Genomic DNA, 24,778 nt, shown 5'->3' on the forward strand with positions numbered 1-24,778 from the left:
TCTACCCGTTATCCTCCGACACGCCAAACCACTGATGATACCAACGAGGTAAAATCTGATCCCGCAAGCTGTGTATTCGCCAGTTTTTTTGGTAAAAATCCAGCGTAATCTGCCCCTGATGTGGTGTATCCAGCCATTGATAATTTTGTTTCCGATAACGTTGCTTCACTTTCCAGGATGGCAGACGCCAGGCGTTGTAACGAGATGCAGAGGCTAGTGCGGCCTGCCCGTCAACTCGCTGAATGAGTGCCAGTGATGATGAAGTATTGCTGCCATGATGCGGAACCTGCATCACCGTAGACTGCAGATGCTGCCAGTAGTGACTTAGCATTTTTTGTTCAGCGGGAGACTCAATATCGCCGGTCAGCAGAACACTCTGATACCCATCATCAACTTTAACCACGCAGGAGTGGTTATTCCCCTGCCCTGTATTTCCACGCACAGGCCAGTGCGCACTGAAGGTTAACCCTTGCCATTGCCAACGTTCTCCGCGAAAACACGGGAGGTGTCCTTTCCAGCCTAGCGGACTTCTTATCCATAGTGATGGCCAGACTTGTTGTAAGGAGTGCAACCCTCCCCGGTGATCCATATGTTCATGGCTTAAAATGACCCCTTCCGGCTCCAGATTATGCCAACGCAACCAGGGAATAATCAGCTGTTGCGCGCTATCACCTTCAGGCCATGCCAGACCAGTATCGTAAAGCAGCGCTTTTCCATTACGCACAATCACCATCGCCAGCCCCTGCCCGACATCCAGCATATGCACTTGCCACACATCTGTACGCGGTGCACGCCAAAGCGGCCCACTCAGCAAAAGTAGCGCAGAGAAACAGACCACCGGTAGCGTACGCAAGATATTTAGTCGCCATGCGATAATCATCATTCCGGGTAAAAATGCGAGCCATTGCCAGCGTGCATCAATATTGATCCACCCTTCAGGCAGGCTCCTGAGCCCCCAAAATAGTAGCGCCAGAGAGCGATCCGCTAAATACCACAGATTCGATTCAATCATCACCAGTCCGGCTAAATGCACGATCATGCCTGCTAATATCAAGGGTACGGAAACAAACGTGACCAAAGGGACGGCAAACAAATTAGCCGGAAACGAGGTCAGACTAAAACCGTGAAACATTGCGATTTGTACGGGAAGAAGCAGAAGCGTAATACCCAATTGCAGATGAGCCAGCGCCAGAAATTGACGACCAGCACGCGACAGCGGCCAGTCCGGGAGCGGTACCCATTGGTACCAGAACAGCAGTGCCGCAACGGCGGATGCAGACAACCATAGGCTTTGCGAAAGAACGGCAACAGGATCCACCACCAGAATGGCTGCCAGACAGCAGATCCATACCGACCATCCGCTCCACTGCCTGCTGCTAAGTCTTAGCGCCCCCCAGACTAGCAGCGCAACAACCGTTCGTAATGCCGGGGGTTGCAGCCCTGTCAGCCAGGCATATAATGTGGCGCAGACAATCCCACCCACTAATGGAACCTGCCAACAAATCCATCTGGCGGGCATAAAAAATTGTCCCGCGCGAATTATTCCGGCAGCCAGAAGTGCAGCAAACGCAATATGCAGCCCGGAGATAGCCATCAAATGAGCCGTGCCGGTATCACGCATAATCGTTTTCACCTCTTGTGACACGGACAAGCGCTCACCCATTCCCAGACCCAGTATAACCTGCTGCCAGGGATAGTCGGCGAGTACCGTTTTCAACGAGTCGAGAAATCGCGAACGCAAACTGCATTGTGGTGTGATAACCGAAGCCTGTAAGAATCGCCCCGTCAGCGGTTGATGCTGCGCCAATGCGTAACGCTGGCTATCAAATCCGCCTTCGTTTAATTGACCGTGTACGGCGCGGACTTTCAACGTCATCGCCCATGTCTGACCCGCACAAACATCACCGGGTAAATACTGTCCGTACAAGACGATTCCTTGTGCAGGAAAGATTCGTTTCCCCTGAAGGTGAGTGATTTGGCCGTAGTGCGTTGTCATATTGTCAGTTCCGGTTATCCGCACAATGGCTTGCTGGGTTTTCGCAGGCAGCGTATTACCGGCCCACAGAGCTTCTTTCGCAGCCAGGATTCCCCAAAGAAAAAACAGCAGGGTTAGTCCGGCGGAACGTATATATTTGTGGGGGAGAAAACAGAGCAGACATGCCAGACAAAATACAATGCCGATACACAACATGCCTGGCAGCGTAGGTAATAGCATGAGTGGGAGAATGCCGAATAATGCACACGTACTCACCGTTGTTATTTTCATCAATAACCTCCCTGTTACAGGGAGTGTGCAGTACTCTTCGACGGTTGTCTGGCATCAATTTATCGTTATACGACCTGAGTTCCGCAGACATTTAGTGGGGGTTGTAACGTACAAATTAACTGGGATGAGGATTCCAGGATAGGCGCACAGAAATGAAAAAAGCACCCATGCGGGTGCTTTTCTCGGCGTTAAGTCTCGCTAAAAACTTAACCGTAAATATTGGCGCGATCGCGCAGTTCTTTACCTGGTTTAAAGTGCGGAACGTATTTCCCTTCCAGATCCACTTTATCGCCGGTCTTCGGATTACGTCCGGTGCGTGGTGCGCGGTAATGCAAAGAGAAGCTGCCGAAACCGCGGATTTCAATACGCTCGCCCTGCGCAAGAGTCGAGGCCATATGTTCCAGCATCTCTTTAACTGCATCTTCAACCGCTTTCGCGGGAATATGAGGTTGCTGGGTTGCAAGTCTTTCAATCAATTCTGACTTGGTCATGATTCCTCCGGTTCCTTAAAGGCATAATTAGCTGCTGCATTGATTAAGGGCGGCCGTAGCCGCCCTTTGTCATTGATTACAGGACGAATCCTGTAATCTGTCAAGCTACTCGTCATCCTTTGTGCCGTTAACAGCACAAAGGATTTAGAGCACTCGATATTACTCGCCTTTAGCTGCTTTGAAAGCTTCAGCCATTGCGTTGTTAGAGAAGTTAGCATCTTCCTGTTTGTTAACAGTTGCGATTGCATCTTTCTCATCAGCTTCGTCTTTAGCACGAACAGACAGGCTGATTGCACGGTTCTTACGATCAACGCCGGTGAATTTAGCTTCAACGTCGTCGCCTACGCTCAGAACCAGAGTTGCATCTTCAACGCGGTCACGTGAAGCTTCAGAAGCGCGCAGGTAACCTTCAACGCCGTCAGCCAGTTCTACGGTTGCGCCTTTAGCGTCAACTGCAGTGACTTTACCGTTTACGATTGCGCCTTTCTTGTTCAGTGCAACCCAGTTGTTGAACGGATCTTCTGCGAGCTGTTTAACGCCCAGAGAGATACGCTCACGCTCTGCGTCAACCTGCAGAACAACTGCTGCGATTTCGTCGCCTTTTTTGTATTCACGAACTGCTTCTTCGCCTGCAACGTTCCAGGAGATGTCAGACAGGTGAACCAGGCCGTCGATGCCGCCGTCCAGGCCGATGAAGATACCGAAGTCAGTGATAGACTTGATTTTACCTTCAACACGGTCGCCCTTGTTGTGGGTTTCCGCGAACTGCTGCCATGGGTTGTTTTTGCACTGCTTCAGACCCAGGGAGATACGACGACGTTCTTCGTCGATATCCAGAACCATAACTTCCACTACGTCGCCAACGTTAACAACTTTGGACGGGTGGATGTTTTTGTTGGTCCAATCCATTTCGGAAACGTGAACCAGGCCTTCAACGCCTTCTTCGATTTCAACGAAGCAGCCGTAGTCGGTCAGGTTGGTCACGCGACCAGTCAGTTTGGTACCTTCTGGATAACGCTTAGCGATAGCTACCCATGGATCTTCGCCCAGCTGTTTCAGGCCCAGAGATACACGAGTACGCTCGCGGTCGAACTTCAGCACTTTAACAGTGATTTCGTCGCCAACGTTTACGATTTCGCTCGGATGCTTAACGCGTTTCCATGCCATGTCGGTGATGTGCAGCAGGCCGTCAACGCCACCCAGATCAACGAATGCACCGTAGTCAGTGAGGTTCTTAACGATACCTTTAACTTCCATGCCTTCCTGCAGGTTTTCCAGCAGCTGATCGCGTTCTGCGCTGTTTTCGGATTCGATAACGGCACGACGGGAAACAACAACGTTGTTACGCTTCTGATCCAGCTTGATTACTTTGAATTCAAGCTCTTTGCCTTCCAGGTGCAGCGTGTCGCGGACCGGACGAACGTCTACCAGGGAACCCGGCAGGAACGCGCGAATACCATTCAGCTCAACAGTGAAGCCACCCTTGACTTTGCCATTGATAACACCAGTAACGGTTGCAGCTTCTTCGTAAGCTTTTTCCAGCGTGATCCAAGCTTCGTGACGTTTAGCTTTTTCACGGGACAGCAGGGTTTCACCGAAGCCGTCTTCTACTGCATCCAGAGCAACGTCAACTTCGTCACCAACCTGGATTTCCAGCTCGCCCTGGGCGTTTTTGAACTGCTCTGCCGGAATGGCGGACTCAGATTTCAGACCAGCGTCAACCAGTACTACGTCTTTGTCGATAGCAACAACAACACCACGAACGATGGAACCCGGACGGGTTTCGATTTCTTTTAAGGATTCTTCAAACAGTTGAGCAAAAGATTCAGTCATGTTTAATCTTCAGGTTTCATATTTAACGTCCACCTGGCTCCATGCCGGATGGGGTTGTTTAACATACCCGCTGTCAATCCATTGCAACGGGGGTACTGCAAATTCGGTCGCACTTAAGCGAGAGCCAGTTTTTGGCGCGCGTATTGTAACGCTTTTTCAATCACTTGCTCAATGCTTAATCGGGTTGAATCCAAAACTAAAGCATCAGCAGCAGGAACCAGCGGCGCTACAGCACGGTTACGATCGCGATAATCGCGTTCTTCGATCTCGGCCAAAAGGCGTTCAAAGTTAACACTAAAGCCCTTCTCCTGCAACTGTAGCATACGTCTATGCGCACGTTCTTGCGAGGAGGCGTCCAGAAAAATTTTCACCGGCGCATCCGGGAACACCACGGTCCCCATATCACGTCCATCAGCAATCAGACCTGGGGTTTCGCGAAATGCGCGTTGACGACGTAAAAGCGCTTCACGCACGCGAGGAAACGCCGCGACCTGAGAGGCGGCATTCGCCACTTCCTGAGTGCGTATTTCACCGCTGACATCCTCACCTTCAAGAATGACTTCAAGGTTGCCGTCTGTTGAGATAAAACGCACATCAAGGTGTGAGGCAAGCGGTACCAGAGCATCTTCAGATGTTACATCAACATGGTGATGTAACGCTGCGAGCGCCAGTACGCGGTAGATCGCGCCTGAATCTAACAGATGCCACTGCAATGCTTCCGCCATTGCCTTGCACAAGGTGCCTTTTCCTGCACCGCTTGGGCCATCAATGGTAATAACCGGGGCAATTGCCGTCATCTTTTTCTCCTTAAACGGGCGTACATTAACGTGAACGCCGCGCATTATACGCGCCAACGCCAACGATCGTTATCTTTGTGTGAAAAATGCAGAATCATTGAAGCTGAGTGTAGAATAAATAGGCAATCGGAGATGTCAGAATGTGCCGCACCCGAAAGTGCGGCAATGAAATCAGGCAGATGTACTAATACGCGCCAGCTGTTCGAAATAATCCGGGAAAGTTTTGGCGGTACACTTTGGATCAAGAATGGTCACAGGCGTGTCAGATAGCGCCACCAGCGAGAAACACATCGCCATGCGGTGATCGTTGTAGGTCGCGATGTCCGCAAATTGCAATGTTGCAGGCGGGGTGATGCGGATAAAGTCATGCCCCTCTTCCACTTCCGCGCCCACTTTGCGTAACTCCGTCGCCATCGCGAACAGACGATCGGTCTCTTTGACGCGCCAGTTGTAGATATTACGTAATGTCGTGGTGCCTTTCGCAAACAGCGCCGCCGTTGCAATGGTCATCGCCGCATCAGGAATATGGTTCATATCCATATCCACTGCGTTCAACTCGCCGTGAGTACAGGCAATAAAATCGTCGCCCCATGTAATGGTAGCACCCATTTTTTCCAGTACATCGGCAAAACGAATATCACCCTGCATACTGTTACGGCCAATCCCGGTAACTTTTACCGTACCGCCTTTAATGGCACCCGCCGCGAGGAAATAGGAAGCGGAAGAAGCATCACCTTCAACCAGGTATGCACCCGGTGACTGGTACTGCTGCTGCCCCTTCACGACAAAGCGCTGGTAGTGTTGATTTTCAATTTCAACACCAAACGTTTTCATCAGGTTCAGTGTGATATCAATGTAAGGTTTGGATACCAGGTCACCTTTAATTGCAATCGTCGTATCCTGCGGCGCAAGCGGCGCAGTCATCAGCAGCGCAGTGAGGAACTGGCTGGAAACGCTACCGTCTACCTCAACCTGGCCTCCGGTAAAGCCACCGCGCAGACGTAAAGGTGGATAGTTTTCCTGCTCCAGATAGTCAATTTTGGCTCCGCCCTGGCGCAGCGCATCAACCAGATGGCCTATCGGGCGCTCTTTCATGCGAGGTTCGCCCGTCAGCACGATGTCATTGCTGCCCAGACATAGCGCTGCGGCCAGCGGGCGCATTGCGGTTCCGGCATTACCAAGGAACAGTTCCACTGAGCCTTGCGCATGTAATGCACCACCATTGCCAATAATCTCGCAGCGGGTACGATCAGCAGAAAGGGTATAGCTAATCCCTAACACATTCAGAGCATTGAGCATATGGCGAACATCATCGCTGTCCAGCAGGTTGGTCAGGACAGTGGTGCCATTGGCTAATGCGGCCAGCAGCAAAGCGCGGTTAGAAACACTTTTGGATCCAGGCAGATTGATTGTGCCATCCACCCGCGCAATGGGTTGTAACGTCAGGGATTCCATGAAACTCGACTCTCAAAAACAGACATAAAAACCCCACAGACAGGCTGTGGGGATGAAAAGTACAGCAGATTAGCCACGACGGCGTTCAAAATCGACCATGAAATCGGTCAGTGCTTTTACACCTTCAAGCGGCATTGCATTGTAGATGGACGCACGCATACCGCCGACCACACGATGCCCTTTCAGCGCATGCAGGCCCGCAGCAAAAGACTCTTCCAGGAACAGTTTATCCAGTGCGCTGTCAGCCAGCTGGAACGGTACGTTCATGCGTGAACGGTTGGATTTCGCCACATCGTTACGGTAGAAATCGCTGTTATCGATTACGCCGTACAGCAGTTCCGCTTTTTGCTGGTTAATTTTATCCATTGCATTAACACCGCCCTGCTTTTTCAGCCATTTAAAGACCAGGCCAGACAGATACCAGGCAAAGGTTGGCGGCGTATTGAACATGGAATCGTTGTCATTCAGCACGGTGTAGTCAAGGATTGACGGGCATGATACATGAGCTTTACCCAGCAAATCTTCACGGACGATGACAATCGTCAGGCCGGCCGGGCCGATGTTTTTCTGTGCCCCGGCATAAATTACGCCATAACGGCTAACGTCAAGTGGTGCGGAAAGAATGGTAGAGGACAGATCCGCCGTGACCACAACGTTACTGGCAAAATTCGGCGTTTCATCGATCGCAATGCCATCGATAGTTTCGTTCGGACAATAGTGCAGGTACGCCGCGTTATCAGAAAGCTGCCATTCACTCATCGGCTTAACAGCACGCAGGCCGTCCACGGTGACTTTGGCATCAATAACGTTTGGCGTGCAGTATTTTTTCGCTTCTTTAATTGCACTGGCGGCCCAATAACCGGCATCGACGTAATCCGCGGTGGTTTTATCACCCAGAATATTTAACGGGATACCCGCGAACTGCCCACGACCACCGCCATGGCAGAACAACACTTTATAGTTGGAGGGGATGCTAAGAAGATCGCGAAAATCCTGCTCCGCTTCCTCGGCGACCTGGATGAATTCTTTGCCACGGTGGCTAATTTCCATCACCGACGTGCCAAGACCGTTCCAGTCGCGAAGATCCTGTTGAGCCAGTTTAAGTACTTCTGCCGGTAGCATTGCCGGACCTGAACTAAAATTAAAGACCTGAGCCATTTCCCCTCACCACGTTGTGTTGTTGTCCAATCAACATCCTGTCATTGACGATAATCCGGTGACAGACATTGGTATAAGTTATTCCTGTGGATATCGGTTTTATCATTCAGTGACACGCGCCGCAATGGGTAAAACTGACCAGGGTAAAAATGTGTCATTGGTCACACAACAGAATCTATCGGATTGACGGGTAAAAACCGAGATTTTTGCTGTCAGGTAACCCGTTTTGCCCGACTGGCCTTCGACCATTCTGGATTTGCACAGCGTGGACATAATTGATGATCTCCGGCGTTCATTTGCACCACTTCGCTACAACGTATACAGGCATAGTCCCCTGCTTCAGGCATTACTTTAAATCGTTGCGTACAGTGCTTAGGTAAAATACTGAGCCCCGGCTTTACGTCTTCATCGGCAAAGAAGTAGACGCTGATTTGTCCATTCGTCTCCAGAATAGCCAGTTTTACCTGTCCCAATTGCTCCACGCCGTTCAAACGCAGTTCCATAAAGAATTCAAATTCCGTCATATTGGCACTATTGAGCTTTGACCATGCCAGCTCGCCATCTTCAATGATCACGACGGGTTTGCCCTCCAGCAGGTCCTCCATTTTTTCACTATGCGCCATCAGCCACATTACCAACCGATACAGCACAGCAAGAGTAATAAAAACCACCAGCACCGGCAGCATCGGGACATCGTCATAGAATGCCACGTCTCCCGCTGCAGAACCCAGCGTAAGGATGATCAGCACTTCAAAAAGCGACATCTGGCGTACGCCGCGACGTCCGGTGATTTTTAAAAACAGAAAAACCAATATGAAGGTGTAGAGACTGCGTAACGCAACTTCCCCCAGAAAATCCATGGGCACCTTATCAAGCGCCATACGGTGCAAATCGAAAGCTTTCATTAATATGCTCTAAACGTGGTTGGTTGTAAGAAAGCATAGCCAATGCTTTTATTTACGCCTGAGCTCCGGCGGCGATAGCGCCGTTCATTGAAAACCCGTATCATTGCGCGCTTTCCGTACGACAAAAGTGATTTTCATGACGCAAACATTTATCCCCGGCAAAGATGCCGCTCTGGAAGACTCCATCGCTCGCTTCCAGCAAAAATTGCTCGACCTCGGTTTTCAAATTGAAGAAGCCTCGTGGTTGAATCCCGTCCCTAACGTCTGGTCTGTACATATTCGCGACAAAGAATGCGCGCTGTGCTTCACCAACGGTAAAGGCGCGACGAAAAAAGCGGCGTTGGCTTCCGCGCTGGGCGAATACTTTGAGCGTCTGTCGACTAACTATTTCTTTGCGGATTTCTGGTTGGGCGAAACTATCGCCAATGGCCCGTTCGTGCATTATCCGAACGAAAAATGGTTCCCGCTGACAGAAGAAGACGATGTACCAGAAGGTTTACTGGATGCACGTCTGCGAGCATTTTACGATCCAGATAACGAACTGACTGGCAGCATGCTTATCGATCTGCAGTCTGGTAATGAAGAACGTGGCGTCTGCGGCCTGCCGTTTACCCGTCAGTCGGATAACCAGATTGTCTATATTCCGATGAATATTATCGGCAACCTGTATGTTTCTAACGGCATGTCCGCGGGTAACACGCCTAACGAAGCGCGCGTTCAGGGCCTGTCTGAAGTCTTTGAGCGTCATGTGAAGAACCGTATTATCGCCGAAAGCATCAGCCTGCCGGAAATCCCGGCCGAGGTGATGGCGCGCTATCCGGCAGTGGTGGAGTCCATCGCCACACTGGAAGCTGAAGGTTTCCCAATTTTTGCCTATGATGGCTCGCTGGGCGGTAAGTATCCGGTGATTTGTGTTGTCCTGTTCAACCCGACCAACGGTACCTGCTTCGCTTCCTTCGGCGCACACCCGGATTTCGGCGTGGCGCTGGAGCGTACCGTCACTGAACTGCTGCAGGGTCGTGGTCTGAAAGATCTTGATGTCTTCACCCCACCGACCTTTGACGATGAGGAAGTGGCAGAACATACCAACCTTGAAACTCACTTCATCGATTCCAGCGGTTTGATCTCATGGGATCTGTTCAAGCAGGATGCCGACTATCCGTTCGTTGACTGGAATTTCTCTGGCACCACGGAAGAAGAGTTCGCCACCCTGATGGCCATCTTCAATGCTGAAGATAAAGAAGTGTATATCGCTGACTATGAGCACCTGAGCGTTTACGCGTGCCGCATTATTGTGCCGGGAATGTCTGACATCTATCCGGCAGAAGATCTGTGGTTAGCCAACAACGCTATGGGCGCCCATCTGCGTGACACCATTCTCTCTCTGCCGGGCAGCGAATGGGATAAAGAAGACTACCTCAATCTGATCGAACAACTGGATGAAGAAGGTTTTGACGACTTCACCCGCGTGCGCGAGCTACTCGGTCTGGCGACCGGTGCGGATAACGGTTGGTACACCCTGCGTATTGGCGAGCTTAAAGTGATGCTGGCGCTGGCCGGTGGCGATCTGGAGCAGGCGCTGGTGTGGACAGAATGGACGATGGAATTTAACGCCTCCGTCTTTAGCGCGGAACGTGCAAACTACTATCGCTGCCTGCAAACATTGTTGCTGCTGTCTCAGGAAGAGGACCGTCAGCCGCTGCAATATCTGAACGCATTTGTCCGCATGTACGGCGCTGAGGCGGTTGAAGCGGCAAGTGCGGCACTGAGTGGTGAAGCTCCGTTTTATGGACTTCAGCCAGTAGACAGCGATCTGCAGGCATTCCCGGCACATCAGTCTCTGCTGAAAGCCTATGAGAAATTGCAACGCGCGAAAGCGGCACACTGGTCAAAATAGTGACAAACAACTTGCCTCGAGTAGGCTAAATGTATTGTCTGAGCTATATTACGGGGCGCTTAAAGCGCCCCGTTTTTTATTTTGGTCAAACCAAAAAATAAATGTAAAAACAAGGTTAAATATTAGTAGTTGATATTAAAAAAATTAGCTTATTAATGTGGTTTTTTATCTCAATTACTCCATTTTAATTAACCGTCCCATAGGAGGCTGAAAGAAAAAATTCAACTCACTTTATAATTTTTAAAATTTATTTTTATATGGATAATCAACATGTTACACCGTAATCGCATAAAAACCATGCGTCTTACGGGCCTATAAGCCAGGCGAGATATGATCTATATCAAATTCTCATCTATAATGCTTTGTTAGTATCTCGTCGCCGACTTAATAAAGAGAGAGTTAGTGTGAAAGCTGACAACCCTTTTGATCTTATTCTACCTGCTGCAATGGCCAAAGTTGCCGAAGAAGCAGGCGTCTATAAAGCAACGAAACATCCGCTTAAGACGTTCTATCTGGCAATTACTGCCGGTGTATTCATTTCAATTGCCTTTGTTTTCTATATTACCGCCACAACCGGCACTGGTACTATGCCTTTCGGCATGGCGAAATTAGTAGGTGGTATCTGCTTTTCCCTGGGGCTGATTCTTTGTGTTGTCTGCGGTGCAGACCTCTTCACTTCAACCGTACTGATCGTCGTTGCTAAAGCCAGTGGTCGTATTACCTGGGGTCAGTTAGCGAAAAACTGGCTTAACGTTTATGTCGGTAACTTGGTGGGTTGCTTGCTCTTCGTGCTATTGATGTGGCTTTCCGGCGAATACATGACCGCCAACGGCGCGTGGGGGCTCAACGTCCTACAAACAGCCGACCACAAAGTGCACCATACTTTTGTTGAGGCAGTAAGCCTTGGCATCCTGGCTAACCTGATGGTATGCCTGGCGGTATGGATGAGCTACTCGGGCCGCAGCCTGATGGACAAAGCGTTTATCATGGTATTACCGGTCGCAATGTTTGTTGCCAGCGGTTTTGAGCACAGTATCGCAAACATGTTTATGATCCCTATGGGTATTGTAATACGCGATTTCGCCACCCCGGAATTCTGGACCGCAGTTGGGTCTTCTCCGGAGAATTTTTCTCACCTGACCGTGATGAATTTCATCACCGATAACCTGATTCCGGTTACGATCGGTAACATTATCGGCGGCGGTTTGTTGGTCGGGTTGACATACTGGGTCATTTATCTGCGTGGTAACGATCATCATTAATCTGATGATGCCCATTACACGCAGTAAATAAAAAATCCACTTAAGAAGGTAGGTGTTACATGTCCGAGCTTAATGAAAAGTTAGCCACAGCCTGGGAAGGTTTTACCAAAGGTGACTGGCAGAATGAAGTAAACGTACGTGACTTCATTCAGAAAAACTACACTCCATATGAGGGTGACGAGTCCTTCCTGGCTGGCGCAACTGATGCGACCACTGCACTGTGGGACAGCGTGATGGAAGGCGTTAAACAGGAAAACCGCACTCACGCGCCTGTTGACTTTGACACCTCCGTTGCTTCTACCATCACTTCTCACGACGCAGGCTACATCAACAAAGCGCTCGAGAAGATTGTTGGTCTGCAGACTGAAGCTCCGCTGAAACGTGCGATCATTCCGTTTGGCGGCATCAAAATGGTTGAAGGTTCCTGCAAAGCGTACAATCGCGAACTGGACCCGATGCTGAAAAAAATCTTCACCGAATATCGCAAAACCCACAACCAGGGCGTATTCGATGTTTACACCAAAGACATTCTGAACTGCCGTAAATCCGGTGTTCTGACTGGTCTGCCAGATGCGTATGGCCGTGGCCGTATCATCGGTGACTACCGTCGCGTTGCGCTGTACGGTATCGACTACCTGATGAAAGACAAATACGCTCAGTTCGTCTCTCTGCAGTCCGATCTGGAAAACGGCGTAAACCTGGAAGCAACTATCCGTCTGCGTGAAGAAATTGCTGAACAGCACCGCGCTCTGGGTCAGATCAAAGAAATGGCTGCTAAATATGGCTGCGATATCTCTGGTCCGGCTACCAACGCTCAGGAAGCTATCCAGTGGACTTACTTCGGCTACCTGGCCGCAGTTAAATCTCAGAACGGTGCAGCAATGTCCTTCGGTCGCGTATCCACCTTCCTGGATGCTTACATCGAACGTGACCTGAAAGCAGGCAAAATCACCGAGCAAGACGCACAGGAAATGATCGACCACCTGGTCATGAAACTGCGTATGGTTCGCTTCCTGCGTACTCCTGAATATGATGAACTGTTCTCCGGTGACCCGATTTGGGCAACTGAATCAATCGGTGGTATGGGCGTTGATGGCCGTACTCTGGTTACCAAAAACAGCTTCCGCTTCCTGAACACCCTGTACACTATGGGTCCTTCTCCGGAGCCGAACATCACTGTTCTGTGGTCTGAAAAACTGCCTCTGAACTTCAAGAAATTCGCCGCTAAAGTGTCCATCGACACCTCTTCTCTGCAGTACGAGAACGATGACCTGATGCGTCCGGACTTCAACAACGACGACTACGCTATCGCTTGCTGCGTAAGCCCGATGGTTGTTGGTAAACAAATGCAGTTCTTCGGTGCACGTGCAAACCTGGCGAAAACCATGCTGTACGCAATCAACGGTGGCGTTGATGAAAAACTGAAAATGCAGGTTGGTCCTAAATCTGAACCGATCAAAGGCGACGTTCTGGACTTCGACGAAGTTATGGACCGCATGGATCACTTCATGGATTGGCTGGCTAAACAGTACGTCACTGCACTGAACGTTATCCACTACATGCACGACAAGTACAGCTACGAAGCCTCTCTGATGGCGCTGCACGACCGTGACGTTATCCGCACCATGGCGTGTGGTATCGCTGGTCTGTCCGTTGCTGCTGACTCCCTGTCTGCAATCAAATATGCGAAAGTTAAACCGATTCGTGACGAAGACGGTCTGGCTATCGACTTCGAAATCGAAGGCGAATACCCGCAGTTTGGTAACAACGACTCTCGCGTTGATGACATGGCGGTTGACCTGGTAGAACGTTTCATGAAGAAAATTCAGAAACTGACTACTTATCGTAACGCTATCCCGACTCAGTCTGTTCTGACCATCACCTCTAACGTGGTTTATGGTAAGAAAACTGGTAACACCCCAGATGGTCGTCGTGCTGGCGCGCCGTTCGGACCGGGTGCTAACCCGATGCACGGCCGTGACCAGAAAGGTGCTGTTGCCTCTCTGACCTCCGTTGCTAAACTGCCGTTTGCTTACGCTAAAGATGGTATCTCTTACACCTTCTCTATCGTTCCGAACGCTCTGGGTAAAGACGACGAAGTTCGTAAGACCAACCTGGCAGGTCTGATGGATGGTTACTTCCACCACGAAGCGTCCATCGAAGGTGGTCAGCACCTGAACGTGAACGTCATGAACCGTGAAATGCTGTTGGATGCGATGGAACATCCGGAAAAATATCCGCAGCTGACCATCCGCGTTTCTGGCTACGCAGTACGTTTTAACTCCCTGACTAAAGAACAGCAGCAGGACGTTATTACTCGTACCTTCACTCAGACTATGTAATTGGTTTTGACTGAAATCGTACTTTAAAAAGCGTACAATAAAGGCTCCACGTAAGTGGGGCCTTTTTAATAGCCTGCTTTGTCAGCCATCTATACTTATGGATAGCAGCCAAAACAGACTCGACACAGTTAATAACTGTGCACTAACACTGGCCCCGGATGGGCCACACCTGGAGAAACACCGCAATGTCAGTTATTGGTCGCATTCACTCCTTTGAATCCTGTGGCACTGTTGATGGCCCGGGCATCCGTTTTATTACCTTCTTTCAGGGCTGCCTGATGCGCTGCCTGTATTGCCATAACCGCGACACGTGGGATACGCACGGCGGTAAAGAAGTTACCGTTGACGAATTAATGAAAGAGGTGGTGACCTACCGCCACTTTATGAACGCCTCCGGAGGCGGCGTGACAGCGTCTGGCGGCGAAGCTATCTTGCAAGCTGAATTCGTACGTGACTGGTTCCGGGCCTGTAAAAAAGAAGGTATTCATACTTGTCTGGATACTAACGGTTTTGTTCGCCGCTACGATCCGGTGATCGATGAGTTGCTGGAAGTCACCGACCTGGTCATGCTCGATCTCAAACAAATGAACGATGAAATCCATCAGAATCTGGTGGGTGTGTCTAACCATCGTACACTCGAGTTCGCGCGTTACCTGTCCAACAAAGACATCAAAGTGTGGATCCGCTATGTTGTCGTACCTGGCTGGTCTGACGATGACGACTCCGCACACCGCCTTGGCGAATTTACCCGCGATATGGGCAACGTTGAAAAAATCGAGCTGCTGCCTTACCACGAGCTGGGCAAACACAAATGGGTGGCAATGGGCGAAGAGTACAAACTCGACGGCGTTAAGCCGCCGAAGAAAGAGACCATGGAGCGCGTGAAGGGTATTCTCGAGCAATATGGACATAAAGTGATGTATTGAGTTTTATGGTGGGTAACAGATACGTTACCCACCTGACTCTGCCTTAACGCCCTCTTCTCGCCAGTAACGGGAAAATCAATCCCAGTCCAACCAGCACAAATGGCGTCACAATATTCAGCGTGAGCTGGAATGTCCACTCAGGGGTGAAGGCTTCCATTTTCGGGAAAATCCCGGTCAGACAGGCAAATGCGGTAAAGGCAAAGCACCAGATCCCCACGGTCATCGCAAGCGATCGGTTGCGAATAAAGACATATTCTGATTTATATTTTTGCGCCAGACGAATAACGGCAATGAATGCCACAAACACCCATAAATAACGCAATGGCATCACGACAGAGTTAAGATTCAATAGCCATTTATACAGATTGTTCATGTCGCCAATTCCCAGTGTTGGCAACATAATCAGAATCGCCACCAGCACCAGCGTCAGAATATAACCATTTACCGGCGTACCGGAAGCGTTGGTTTTACACAGGCTCTCGGGAATATATTTACGATCAGCATCACCCAGCAGAACTTTAAGCGGTGCATCAATAGAAAATACCAATGCCGCAATCTGTCCCAGCGTATTGGCAATCGCGTAAATAACCATCAGCGAATTACCCATACCATAATACTCACCCAGTTTCTGGAAGGCGTAATATTGACCATTCGTCATCAGATCATCTGGAATATGCCGGGAGTCAAACATCATTCCCATAGCCAGCGATCCGAGAATCGCACATACCGCCACCATAACAGCCAGAACGAGCATCCCTTTCGGAAATTCTTTGCCCGGATTACGTGTCTGATTAACGTATGGCGAAATTTTCTCCGCGCCGCCCACGGCAAAGACCAGCATGGAGATCGTGGTAATGTAGGTAAAATCAATGTGCGGGATAAACGATTCCCAGGTGATATTAGTTGTCGCTATCTGCACATCCGTAATTGCAGGCGCAGTTACCGCCATCACGACATACAAAATGGACATCACAAACATCGCGATGCCTGCAACTGACCCAACAATTTTCAGCGACTTCATGCCACGGGACGCAACCCACATGAAAAAGACAAACAGCGCCAGCGTCAGCCCCTGCAACGCCACGACGGTGTACTCTTTAATCAACGAACCATCGCCCTTCAGCGCCCATCCCAGCGCAATCAGAATAGCCTGCGGTTTTTGCGCCAGATAAGGAATATGCACAACCCAATAGGTCCATGCAGCAAGATAGGCCAGCCCTGGCCCCATGGTATGTTTAATCCAGGTACTGACGCCGCCTTTACCCTCTTTAAAAGTTGAACCAAGCTGACCGACGATCAACGCATAAGGAATAAAATAGAGCGCGAAAATAAATATCCAAGAGGAGACAACAACCAATCCCTGATTGGCATAGTTGTTAACGACGTTGCCAAAACCCCAAACGGTAATAAAAGACATCAATGCAATGTTGTACCATCGCAATTGTTTTTCCTGCACACCAGCCATACGCAATCCTTCGTGGAAGCTTTATGATTATCAATAAATGAGGCGTGGGATTATGCGCGGTAAAATGAGCGAGCGGAAACGGCAGGATGTAAAACTATAACCTTCTGCACACTTTATTTTTAGGAAAGAAGTATGTGATTAAATAATGCAGGTTCTCATAAAGCATACATAAACAGTATGTATGGGAACCTGTTCATATTCTGTTAAATCAGGTCAAATGTGCGCAATAGAATTGGGTGTATGGCCCGTTTTACGCAACAGCATCAGTAAATAAATAAACGATACGCTGGCGATCATGATAAACAGCAAGCTATCTGAATAATTCTGCATCAGCATCGCAGTAAATGAAGGACCCAGCAGACTGCCCACGGTATAGCTCAATAACAATGCCTGATTCATGGCGACCAGCTGATGATGTTCCACCTTTTCACAGGCCCAGGCCATCGCGACCGGGTAGAGGGTAAAGCCTGCCGCACCCAACATAAACAACGCGGGCGCCATCGCCGCCTGATTCAGCATGGCGATACTCCCGACGATCACCACGAAGACCTGGACGCGTAAAACCAACAGACGTCCCAGCTTGTCCGCCAGACGGCCAATCGGCCATTGCCCCAGAATACCTGCACTTACCAGGACCGCCATCCAGAAACCAATGCTGGCGTTACTCACCCCCTGATGATTGAGATACAGCGGCATCAGGCCATACAAAGACCCCAGCACAATCCCGGAAATAATACAGCCATTCACGCCCAGACGCGCCTGGCGGAGTTTCAGCATGGAGACAATAGGCGTAGACTGCTGCCCATCACCCTGCTGATTGGCAATGCGCGTAAACAGCAGTGGCAAAACACCCGCCAGGATAGTACCCGTCACCCACGGCAGGACATTCATCAATTCCGTGGATACTTTACTCACCAGCAGTTGGCCTAAAAACGTCCCCACGTAATAGATCATCATATAGGCGGCAAGCAAACGTCCGCGATTACGCGAAGTCCCGCTGCACATCAGCGCGCTTTCCACCACCACCCAAATCATGGCGCAGCCAACACCGGCGATAAAACGCCAGGTCATCCAGCTCCAGAATCCCACCATAATCCCCAGCCCGACACAGCCCGCAGCAAAAATAAGCGAGGCGATGTAATAGCTGCGGTTAAAACCCAGATGTTTTATTAAATACCCTGTCAACAACGTCCCTACCAGATTACCGGTAAAGTAAGACGAGCTCACCACACCTACCTGCCAGGTGGGCAGATTTTCATGGGCGAGCCAAAGCGGGACGAGCGTGTTTAACACGGCGATCGCCAGGGTCAACAGAAGTAGCCCGCACAGCAATAGCATGACGGGACGGGTATAGGTGGACATGAATAAAAACCGTGAGGAAGTTCAAATTTCATGCGCATCATGCCACTGCTAAAAACATTGTCAATCGGCGTAATCAAAGGGCTGAGGCGCTTTCTGGTCGATCGATTTGCATTACTGATTCTTAATGTGAATAGATAAAAAACACAAAATCACATCTGCTTGTTTTTATTGATCTAAAACAAAAATCTCGCGTTACGTTCAGTCGAAAAATTTCATGGATTACCCTTACTTTTATTTCTTACTAAACTCAATGCGGGATGCTGAGCTGCATTGTCTTCAAAATAGAACAGTGAGTTCTTATTTAGGCATCTACTCCAGATATCGTTCTTTTCGTAGACTTAAACTCATCAAATTTCCCCCACTGATGCTGAACAGGAGAAATATCATGACTAAACCTTACGTAAGACTTGATAAAGATAATGCGGCAGTACTGCTGGTCGACCATCAGGCTGGCCTGCTCTCTCTGGTTCGGGATATCGATCCCGATAAATTTAAAAACAACGTGCTAGCCCTGGGTGACTTAGCAAAATACTTCAACCTCCCAACCATTCTGACAACCAGTTTTGAAACAGGACCAAACGGGCCGCTGGTACCGGAACTGAAAGCGCAATTTCCCGATGCGCCCTATATTGCTCGCCCAGGAAACATTAACGCATGGGATAACGAAGATTTCGTGAAGGCAGTGAAAGCGACCGGCAAAAAGCAGCTGATTATCGCCGGTGTCGTGACGGAAGTTTGCGTCGCCTTCCCTGCGCTCTCAGCTATTGAAGAAGGCTTTGACGTCTTTGTGGTAACCGATGCTTCAGGCACATTTAATGAAATTACCCGTCATTCAGCTTGGGATCGGATGTCTCAAGCAGGCGCTCAGTTGATGACATGGTTCGGAGTAGCGTGCGAGCTGCACCGCGACTGGCGCAACGATATCGAAGGTCTGGCAACGCTGTTCTCGAATCACATTCCGGACTACCGCAATCTGATGACCAGCTACGACACGTTAACTAAGCAGAAGTAAAACCAGGGCGAAAACCCTGGCCTGACATATTGCCTGATGACGCGCAGCTTTAAGGCCTACGGATCTGTAGGCCTGATAAGACGCAAGCTGCCATCCGGCATAGTTTGGATTAACTCGCCACCGCCATACCGACTGTCATATGCAGCCCGTAGAACACGCCACGACCAATCAGCTCGCCGACTAACAGCAAAATAAACGCCACGGAAAGCAGCGGAACGGCAGGCTGGTAACCCTTCACTTGCGGTACAATCCAGCAGCACAACGCTAATGCCAGCGCCACAATCCGCCACGCCATCAGCGAGCCGTAATCCGGAACCAGCGCAGAAGCCTGTTGAATCGAACTGTGGATCGTCGCCAGTTCAGCCCCCTGCATGACAGACATGATGGCGCTTACGACCAGAGCAAGCACTGAAATTGCCGGCAGCAGGCGCATAGCCCAACCATCCACGCCAGCAATTCTCAGTAACAGATACCCCAGCAGCGGACCGCCCATAAACATCGTCAGGAAGAAGCCCAGCGGAGTCCAGACGCTGTACCAGGTCGGCACAGTATCAATGGTGTTATAAACGCGTACCATCATCCAGACAAAAACCACACCCAGCACCATGGTGACAACTAACCACAGATTGCGTAATGCGGGCGACATTTTTTTCAACGTGGCCAGCAGCCAGCCGATACCACCAACGGCAAAGAAGATTGAACCGCTGGCAATTTCGTTACTCAACGCCGAAGACCCAACGCGATTGAGCGAGTTAAAGGCGCGCATCGGCGAGCCCAGGTGGAGCATAGAAGCAATGAAGCCAATGCCCATTAATACCCACAGTCCAAACATGCAGGCAATCACGCGCTGCTGCGATTCTGGACGCAAGTCACCTTTCATCAACGCCAGCGCAAGAACGATAAAGCCACCAACCACACACTGTCCGAAAACCGTGAAGATCATCAGCGGCCATTCATGCCATCCACTTCCCATCTTACACCTCCTTCGGATTGGCCAGATAACCTGTGGTATCCCCGGTCGGGCGGCTATTGGCGTTAGGTTTGATGACAATACTCGGTTTGGTAAAGTGCGCACCCGGCAGTGGCGCAACCGCAGCCAGGGTGCCATGCTTTTTGCGCAGCTCTTCAATCGGACCAAAATCCAGCGCACGCAGTGGGCAGGATTCGACGCAGATAGGTTTTTTACCTTCAGCGACGCGCTCATGGCAGCCATCGCATTTAGTCATATGCCCTTTTTCAGCATTGTACTGCGGCGCGCCGTAAGGACAGGCCATGTGGCAATACCGACAGCCAATGCACACGTCCTCATCGACAACGACAAAGCCATCTTCACGTTTGTGCATCGCGCCGCTCGGACACACCTTGGTACAGGCTGGGTCTTCGCAGTGGTTACACGCAATGGAGAGGTAATAGGCAAAGACGTTCTGATGCCAGACGCCGTTATCCTCCTGCCAGTCACCGCCTGCATACTCATAAATGCGGCGGAAGCTGACCTCCGGGGTTAAATTTTTAAAATCTTTGCAGGCCAGTTCGCAGGTTTTGCAACCGGTGCAACGGCTGGAATCAATAAAAAATCCATACTGGGTTGTCATCGGTTACTCCTTACACCTTTTCAACCTGAACAAGGTTCGTGTGTGATGGGTTCCCCTTCGCGAGAGGAGACGGACGCTGGGTCGTCAGGACGTTAATACAACCGCCCTGGTCCACGCGTTTTGCGTCCGGGTCATACCACGCTCCTTCGCCTAGTGCCACCACGCCAGGCATCATACGCGGCGTTACTTTCGCCTCGATGTGCACTTCACCACGATCGTTAAAGATGCGCACCTTGTCGCCGTTGTTAATGCCGCGTCTCTGCGCATCCATCGGGTTGATCCACATTTCCTGACGGCAGGATGCTTTCAGAACATCCACGTTGCCATAGGTCGAGTGGACACGAGACTTGTAATGGAAACCGGTCAGTTGCAGAGGGAATTTCTCCACCAGCGGATCGTTTATGCTTTCAAATCCTGGGGTATAAATCGGCAGTGGATCAATCACATCACCTTCCGGCAGTTCCCAGGTCGCCGCGATCTCGGCAAGTTGCTGCGAATAAATTTCGATCTTACCTGACGGAGTAGTCAGCGGATTGGCGTCAGGATCCTCACGGAACGCCTTGTACGCCACGTGATGCCCCTGTGGGTCACGCTGTTTAAAGATCCCCTGCTTGCGGAATTCTTCAAACGTTGGCAGTTCAGGAATCGCTTTGCGCGACTGCTCGTACAGATGACGCATCCACTCTTCCTGAGTGCGACCTTCTGTAAACTGCTGCTCAACGCCTAGGCGTTTCGCAAGCTCGCTGGTCATCTGGTAGATAGTCTTGCATTCGAAGCGTGGTTTGATCGCCTGATCGGTGAAAATCACATACGACATATTCCCGCAGGAGGCATCCAGTGCGAAGTCCATCTGCTCCGAAGCGGTACAGTCCGGCAGCAAAATATCCGCGTATTTCGCCGAGGAGGTCATATGGCAGTCGATGACAACGATCATCTCGCACTTCTTATCATCCTGTAGGATTTCGTGTGTGCGGTTGATGTCGGAGTGCTGGTTAATCAGGCAGTTACCCGCATAGTTCCAGATCATCTTAATCGGAACATCGAGCTTATCTTTACCACGAACACCGTCACGCAGCGCCGTCATCTCCGGACCTCGCTCAATGGCGTCCGTCCACATAAACATCGAGATACTGGTTTCTACAGGGTTTTCCAGCGTAGGCATACGTTCAAACGGCAAACTGTATGAGCCCTCACGCGCCCCACTGTTGCCGCCGTTAATCCCAACGTTACCGGTAAGAATAGCCAGCATAGAAATGGCGCGGGTCGCTATTTCACCATTAGCATGACGCTGCGGTCCCCACCCCTGGCTGATGTATGCCGGTTTAGCGCTACCGATTTCACGTGCCAGTTTGACGATTCGTTCAGCAGGAATACCGGTAATTTGCGCAGCCCATTCCGGGGTCTTGGCAATACCGTCTTTGCCCTGCCCAAGAATATACGCCTTATAGTGACCGTTTTTCGGTGCATCGGCCGGTAAGGTTTTCTCGTCGTAACCTACGCAATATTTGTCAAGGAACGGTTGATCAACCATGTTTTCGGTGATCAGAACATAGGCCAGCCCATTTACCAGCGCGGCATCCGTACCCGGACGGATGGGGATCCACTCATCTTCACGACCCGCGCCAGTATCCGTGTAGCGAGGATCGATAATGATCATGCGGGCATTGGATTTCTGTCGCGCCTGTTCAAGGTAATAGGTTACCCCCCCCCGCTCATACGGGTTTCACCTGGGTTATTCCCGAACAGAACCACCAGCTTGCTGTTTTCAATGTCTGACGGGCTGTTACCGTCTGCCCAGCCGCCGTAGGTGTAGTTCAACCCGGCAGCGATTTGCGCTGAAGAGTAGTCACCGTAGTGATTCAGGTAGCCACCACAGCAGTTCATCAATCGTGCTACCAGCGTTTTGCCCGGTGGCCAGGAGCGTGTCAGGGTGCCGCCCAGCGTACCTGTGCCGTAGTTCAGGTAGATAGACTCGTTGCCGTAGTCTTTGATAAGACGCTGCATATTGCTGGCAATGATGTCGTAGGCTTCATCCCAGCTGATACGCTCAAATTTACCTTCGCCACGCTTGCCGACGCGTTTCATCGGGTATTTCAGACGATCGGGATTATAGACGCGACGACGCATGGAGCGACCTCGCAGACAGGCGCGTACCTGATGCAAACCGTCGTAGTTGTCATCACCGGTGTTGTCGGTTTCAACATACTTTATTTCACCATCTACCACGTGCATACGCAGAGGACAGCGGCTACCACAGTTCACCGTACACGCGCTCCAGATGACTTTCTCACTGGCCTGTGTTGGATTAAGGGCTTCTGCAGCATTTGCAATACGGGTAAATGGCAGGGTAAACGCGCTACTGGCCACCGCCAGTCCGCCTATCGCCGTCGTTTTCACCAAACCTCGGCGACTAACCTCAGCTGCCAGCATGGCATCGGGGATCTTAGTTTTCATAGTGGCTCACTCTGCTGCTCACAATAAACAAAAGGCAAATATTCGTTGTATATATTTTTATATAACGTTACTATCGATATACAGACTGGTAGATACTGAATTTGCGAAAAGACAGAGATAAATACTGACTTTCATTTGAAGGCAGTATTACTCCTATGGAGGTAGTCGTTATTGTCCGACGTCAAACGGGCATAAAAAAAGCGCCCGAAGGCGCTTTTTTAGCAGGGAAAGGTAGCTTAGCCGATGAATTCCAGGCCATTCATGTACGGACGCAACACTTCCGGAACCTGAATGCGACCATCAGCCTGCTGATAGTTTTCCATTACCGCAACCAGCGTACGTCCTACCGCCAGACCAGAACCGTTCAGCGTATGTACTAAACGGGTCTTTTTATCGGATTTACTGCGGCAACGCGCCTGCATACGACGAGCCTGGAAATCCCACACGTTGGAGCAAGAGGAGATTTCGCGATAGGTGTTCTGCGCCGGGATCCACACTTCCAGATCGTAGGTTTTGCATGCGCCGAAGCCCATGTCGCCAGTGCACAGGATGATCTTGCGATACGGCAGACCCAACAGTTGCAGGACCTTCTCAGCATGACCGGTCATCTCTTCCAGCGCATCCATCGAATCTTCCGGGCGAACGATCTGCACCATCTCAACTTTATCGAACTGGTGCATACGGATCAGACCACGGGTATCACGACCGTAAGAACCTGCTTCAGAACGGAAGCACGGCGTATGCGCAGTCATTTTGATCGGCAGCGCATCTTCGTCAATGATTTCGTCACGTACCAGGTTGGTCAGCGGCACTTCTGCAGTTGGGATCAGCGCATAGTTGCTGCTGTCAGCTTCTTCATCCAGCGGACGGGTGTGGAACAGATCGCCAGCAAATTTCGGCAGTTGGCCTGTTCCGTACAGCGTGTCATGGTTAACCAGATACGGAACGTAGTTTTCGCTGTAACCATGCTGTTCGGTATGCAGATCCAGCATGAACTGAGACAGCGCACGGTGCATGCGCGCGATCTGGCCTTTCATAACAACGAAACGAGAGCCAGTCAGCTTAACCGCTGCGGCGAAATCAAGACCCGTGTGCATTTCACCCAGAGTAACGTGATCGCGCACTTCGAAATCAAACTCACGTGGTGTACCCCAGCGGCTGACTTCGACGTTGTCATTTTCATCTTTACCCACCGGAACTTCGTCCGCTGGAAGGTTAGGAATGGTCAGCGCAATATCGCGGATCTCGGCCTGTAAGGTATCAAGTTCAGCTTTCGCGGCATCCAGCTCTTCGCCCAGTTTGTTCACTTCCAGACGTAAAGACTCGATATCTTCCCCGCGCGCTTTTGCCTGGCCGATGGATTTCGATCGAGAGTTACGCTCTGCCTGCAGGTTTTCAGTTTGTACCTGCAGAACTTTACGACGCTCTTCAAGAGCGCGCAGCTTATCTACATCCAGCTTAAAGCCCCGGCTTGCCAGTTTTTCTGCGACTGCGTCTGGCTCATTACGCAGCAGATTGGGATCGAGCATGCTTATCCTGTGCTTATCGAATTAAAATAGGA

General features: G+C 50.5%; 17 protein-coding genes and 1 pseudogene. 5 read left to right on the top strand and 13 right to left on the bottom strand.

Annotated features, from left to right (window positions below; genetic code table 11):
• Position 1 precedes the first annotated feature (1 nt).
• The 7 genes from OGV85_RS21170 to OGV85_RS21200 all read right to left on the bottom strand — a co-directional run bounded on the left by OGV85_RS21170 (position 2) and on the right by OGV85_RS21200 (position 8,905).
• Complete coding sequence (locus tag OGV85_RS21170; RefSeq protein WP_048233388.1) at positions 2-2,266, bottom strand: ComEC family protein; 2,265 nt, start codon at positions 2,264-2,266, stop codon at positions 2-4.
• A 206-nt stretch (positions 2,267-2,472) separates the two neighbouring features.
• Positions 2,473-2,757, bottom strand: a complete 285-nt coding sequence (gene ihfB / locus OGV85_RS21175; protein ID WP_003035780.1) for an integration host factor subunit beta — start codon at positions 2,755-2,757, stop codon at positions 2,473-2,475.
• A gap of 159 nt (positions 2,758-2,916) precedes the next feature.
• Positions 2,917-4,590: a 30S ribosomal protein S1 gene (gene rpsA / locus OGV85_RS21180; protein ID WP_003035776.1), complete on the bottom strand. Its 1,674-nt coding sequence runs from the start codon at positions 4,588-4,590 to the stop codon at positions 2,917-2,919.
• Between the two features lie 113 nt (positions 4,591-4,703).
• The gene (gene cmk, locus OGV85_RS21185; protein WP_003035772.1) at positions 4,704-5,387 is read right to left on the bottom strand and encodes a (d)CMP kinase; all 684 of its coding nucleotides are present in this window, start codon (positions 5,385-5,387) and stop codon (positions 4,704-4,706) included.
• A 171-nt stretch (positions 5,388-5,558) separates the two neighbouring features.
• Complete coding sequence (gene aroA, locus OGV85_RS21190; RefSeq protein WP_061547822.1) at positions 5,559-6,842, bottom strand: 3-phosphoshikimate 1-carboxyvinyltransferase; 1,284 nt, start codon at positions 6,840-6,842, stop codon at positions 5,559-5,561.
• Between the two features lie 69 nt (positions 6,843-6,911).
• Entirely contained in the window at positions 6,912-8,000 is a 1,089-nt protein-coding gene (gene serC, locus OGV85_RS21195; RefSeq protein WP_003847007.1) for a 3-phosphoserine/phosphohydroxythreonine transaminase, read from the bottom strand.
• A 212-nt stretch (positions 8,001-8,212) separates the two neighbouring features.
• Positions 8,213-8,905 carry a DUF421 domain-containing protein gene (locus OGV85_RS21200; protein ID WP_003847009.1) on the bottom strand — a complete coding sequence of 231 codons (693 nt, stop codon included), beginning with the start codon at positions 8,903-8,905 and terminating at the stop codon, positions 8,213-8,215.
• 136 nt (positions 8,906-9,041) lie between these two features.
• On the opposite strand from OGV85_RS21200, the gene ycaO reads away from it, so the two are divergent.
• The 4 genes from ycaO to pflA all read left to right on the top strand — a co-directional run bounded on the left by ycaO (position 9,042) and on the right by pflA (position 15,332).
• Positions 9,042-10,802, top strand: coding sequence for a 30S ribosomal protein S12 methylthiotransferase accessory factor YcaO (gene ycaO / locus OGV85_RS21205; protein WP_003035758.1), 1,761 nt, complete (start codon positions 9,042-9,044; stop codon positions 10,800-10,802).
• 404 nt (positions 10,803-11,206) lie between these two features.
• Positions 11,207-12,064: a formate transporter FocA gene (gene focA / locus OGV85_RS21210; RefSeq protein WP_003035756.1), complete on the top strand. Its 858-nt coding sequence runs from the start codon at positions 11,207-11,209 to the stop codon at positions 12,062-12,064.
• A 59-nt stretch (positions 12,065-12,123) separates the two neighbouring features.
• Complete coding sequence (gene pflB / locus OGV85_RS21215) at positions 12,124-14,406, top strand: formate C-acetyltransferase (RefSeq protein WP_061547821.1); 2,283 nt, start codon at positions 12,124-12,126, stop codon at positions 14,404-14,406.
• Between the two features lie 185 nt (positions 14,407-14,591).
• Positions 14,592-15,332 (top strand): pyruvate formate lyase 1-activating protein, encoded by a 741-nt coding sequence (gene pflA / locus OGV85_RS21220; RefSeq protein ID WP_003035751.1) that lies wholly within the window; start codon positions 14,592-14,594, stop codon positions 15,330-15,332.
• Between the two features lie 43 nt (positions 15,333-15,375).
• Here pflA and OGV85_RS21225 read toward each other — a convergent pair whose 3' ends face one another.
• Together OGV85_RS21225 and OGV85_RS21230 are read right to left on the bottom strand one after the other, a co-directional pair.
• Positions 15,376-16,797 carry an amino acid permease gene (locus OGV85_RS21225; RefSeq protein WP_003035749.1) on the bottom strand — a complete coding sequence of 474 codons (1,422 nt, stop codon included), beginning with the start codon at positions 16,795-16,797 and terminating at the stop codon, positions 15,376-15,378.
• A gap of 213 nt (positions 16,798-17,010) precedes the next feature.
• Entirely contained in the window at positions 17,011-18,159 is a 1,149-nt protein-coding gene (locus tag OGV85_RS21230) for an MFS transporter (RefSeq protein ID WP_003035748.1), read from the bottom strand.
• 385 nt (positions 18,160-18,544) lie between these two features.
• Between OGV85_RS21230 and ycaC the strand changes: the two genes are divergently transcribed.
• Positions 18,545-19,171 carry an isochorismate family cysteine hydrolase YcaC gene (ycaC, locus tag OGV85_RS21235; RefSeq protein WP_003035746.1) on the top strand — a complete coding sequence of 209 codons (627 nt, stop codon included), beginning with the start codon at positions 18,545-18,547 and terminating at the stop codon, positions 19,169-19,171.
• 109 nt (positions 19,172-19,280) lie between these two features.
• Here the strand turns inward: ycaC and OGV85_RS21240 are convergent, their stop codons facing one another.
• The 4 genes and pseudogenes from OGV85_RS21240 to serS all read right to left on the bottom strand — a co-directional run bounded on the left by OGV85_RS21240 (position 19,281) and on the right by serS (position 24,746).
• A complete protein-coding gene (locus tag OGV85_RS21240) occupies positions 19,281-20,144 on the bottom strand; it encodes a dimethyl sulfoxide reductase anchor subunit family protein (RefSeq protein ID WP_003035744.1) in 864 nt (287 codons plus the stop codon).
• Between the two features lies 1 nt (position 20,145).
• Positions 20,146-20,763: a DMSO/selenate family reductase complex B subunit gene (locus OGV85_RS21245; RefSeq protein WP_003035741.1), complete on the bottom strand. Its 618-nt coding sequence runs from the start codon at positions 20,761-20,763 to the stop codon at positions 20,146-20,148.
• A gap of 10 nt (positions 20,764-20,773) precedes the next feature.
• Positions 20,774-23,217: pseudogene (gene dmsA / locus OGV85_RS21250) on the bottom strand (dimethylsulfoxide reductase subunit A).
• A 236-nt stretch (positions 23,218-23,453) separates the two neighbouring features.
• Entirely contained in the window at positions 23,454-24,746 is a 1,293-nt protein-coding gene (serS, locus tag OGV85_RS21255; RefSeq protein ID WP_003836908.1) for a serine--tRNA ligase, read from the bottom strand.
• Between the last annotated feature and the right edge of the window lie 32 nt (positions 24,747-24,778).

The sequence above is a fragment of the Citrobacter sp. Cf132 genome (assembly GCF_030333885.1).
Lineage (GTDB): Bacteria > Pseudomonadota > Gammaproteobacteria > Enterobacterales > Enterobacteriaceae > Citrobacter > Citrobacter freundii.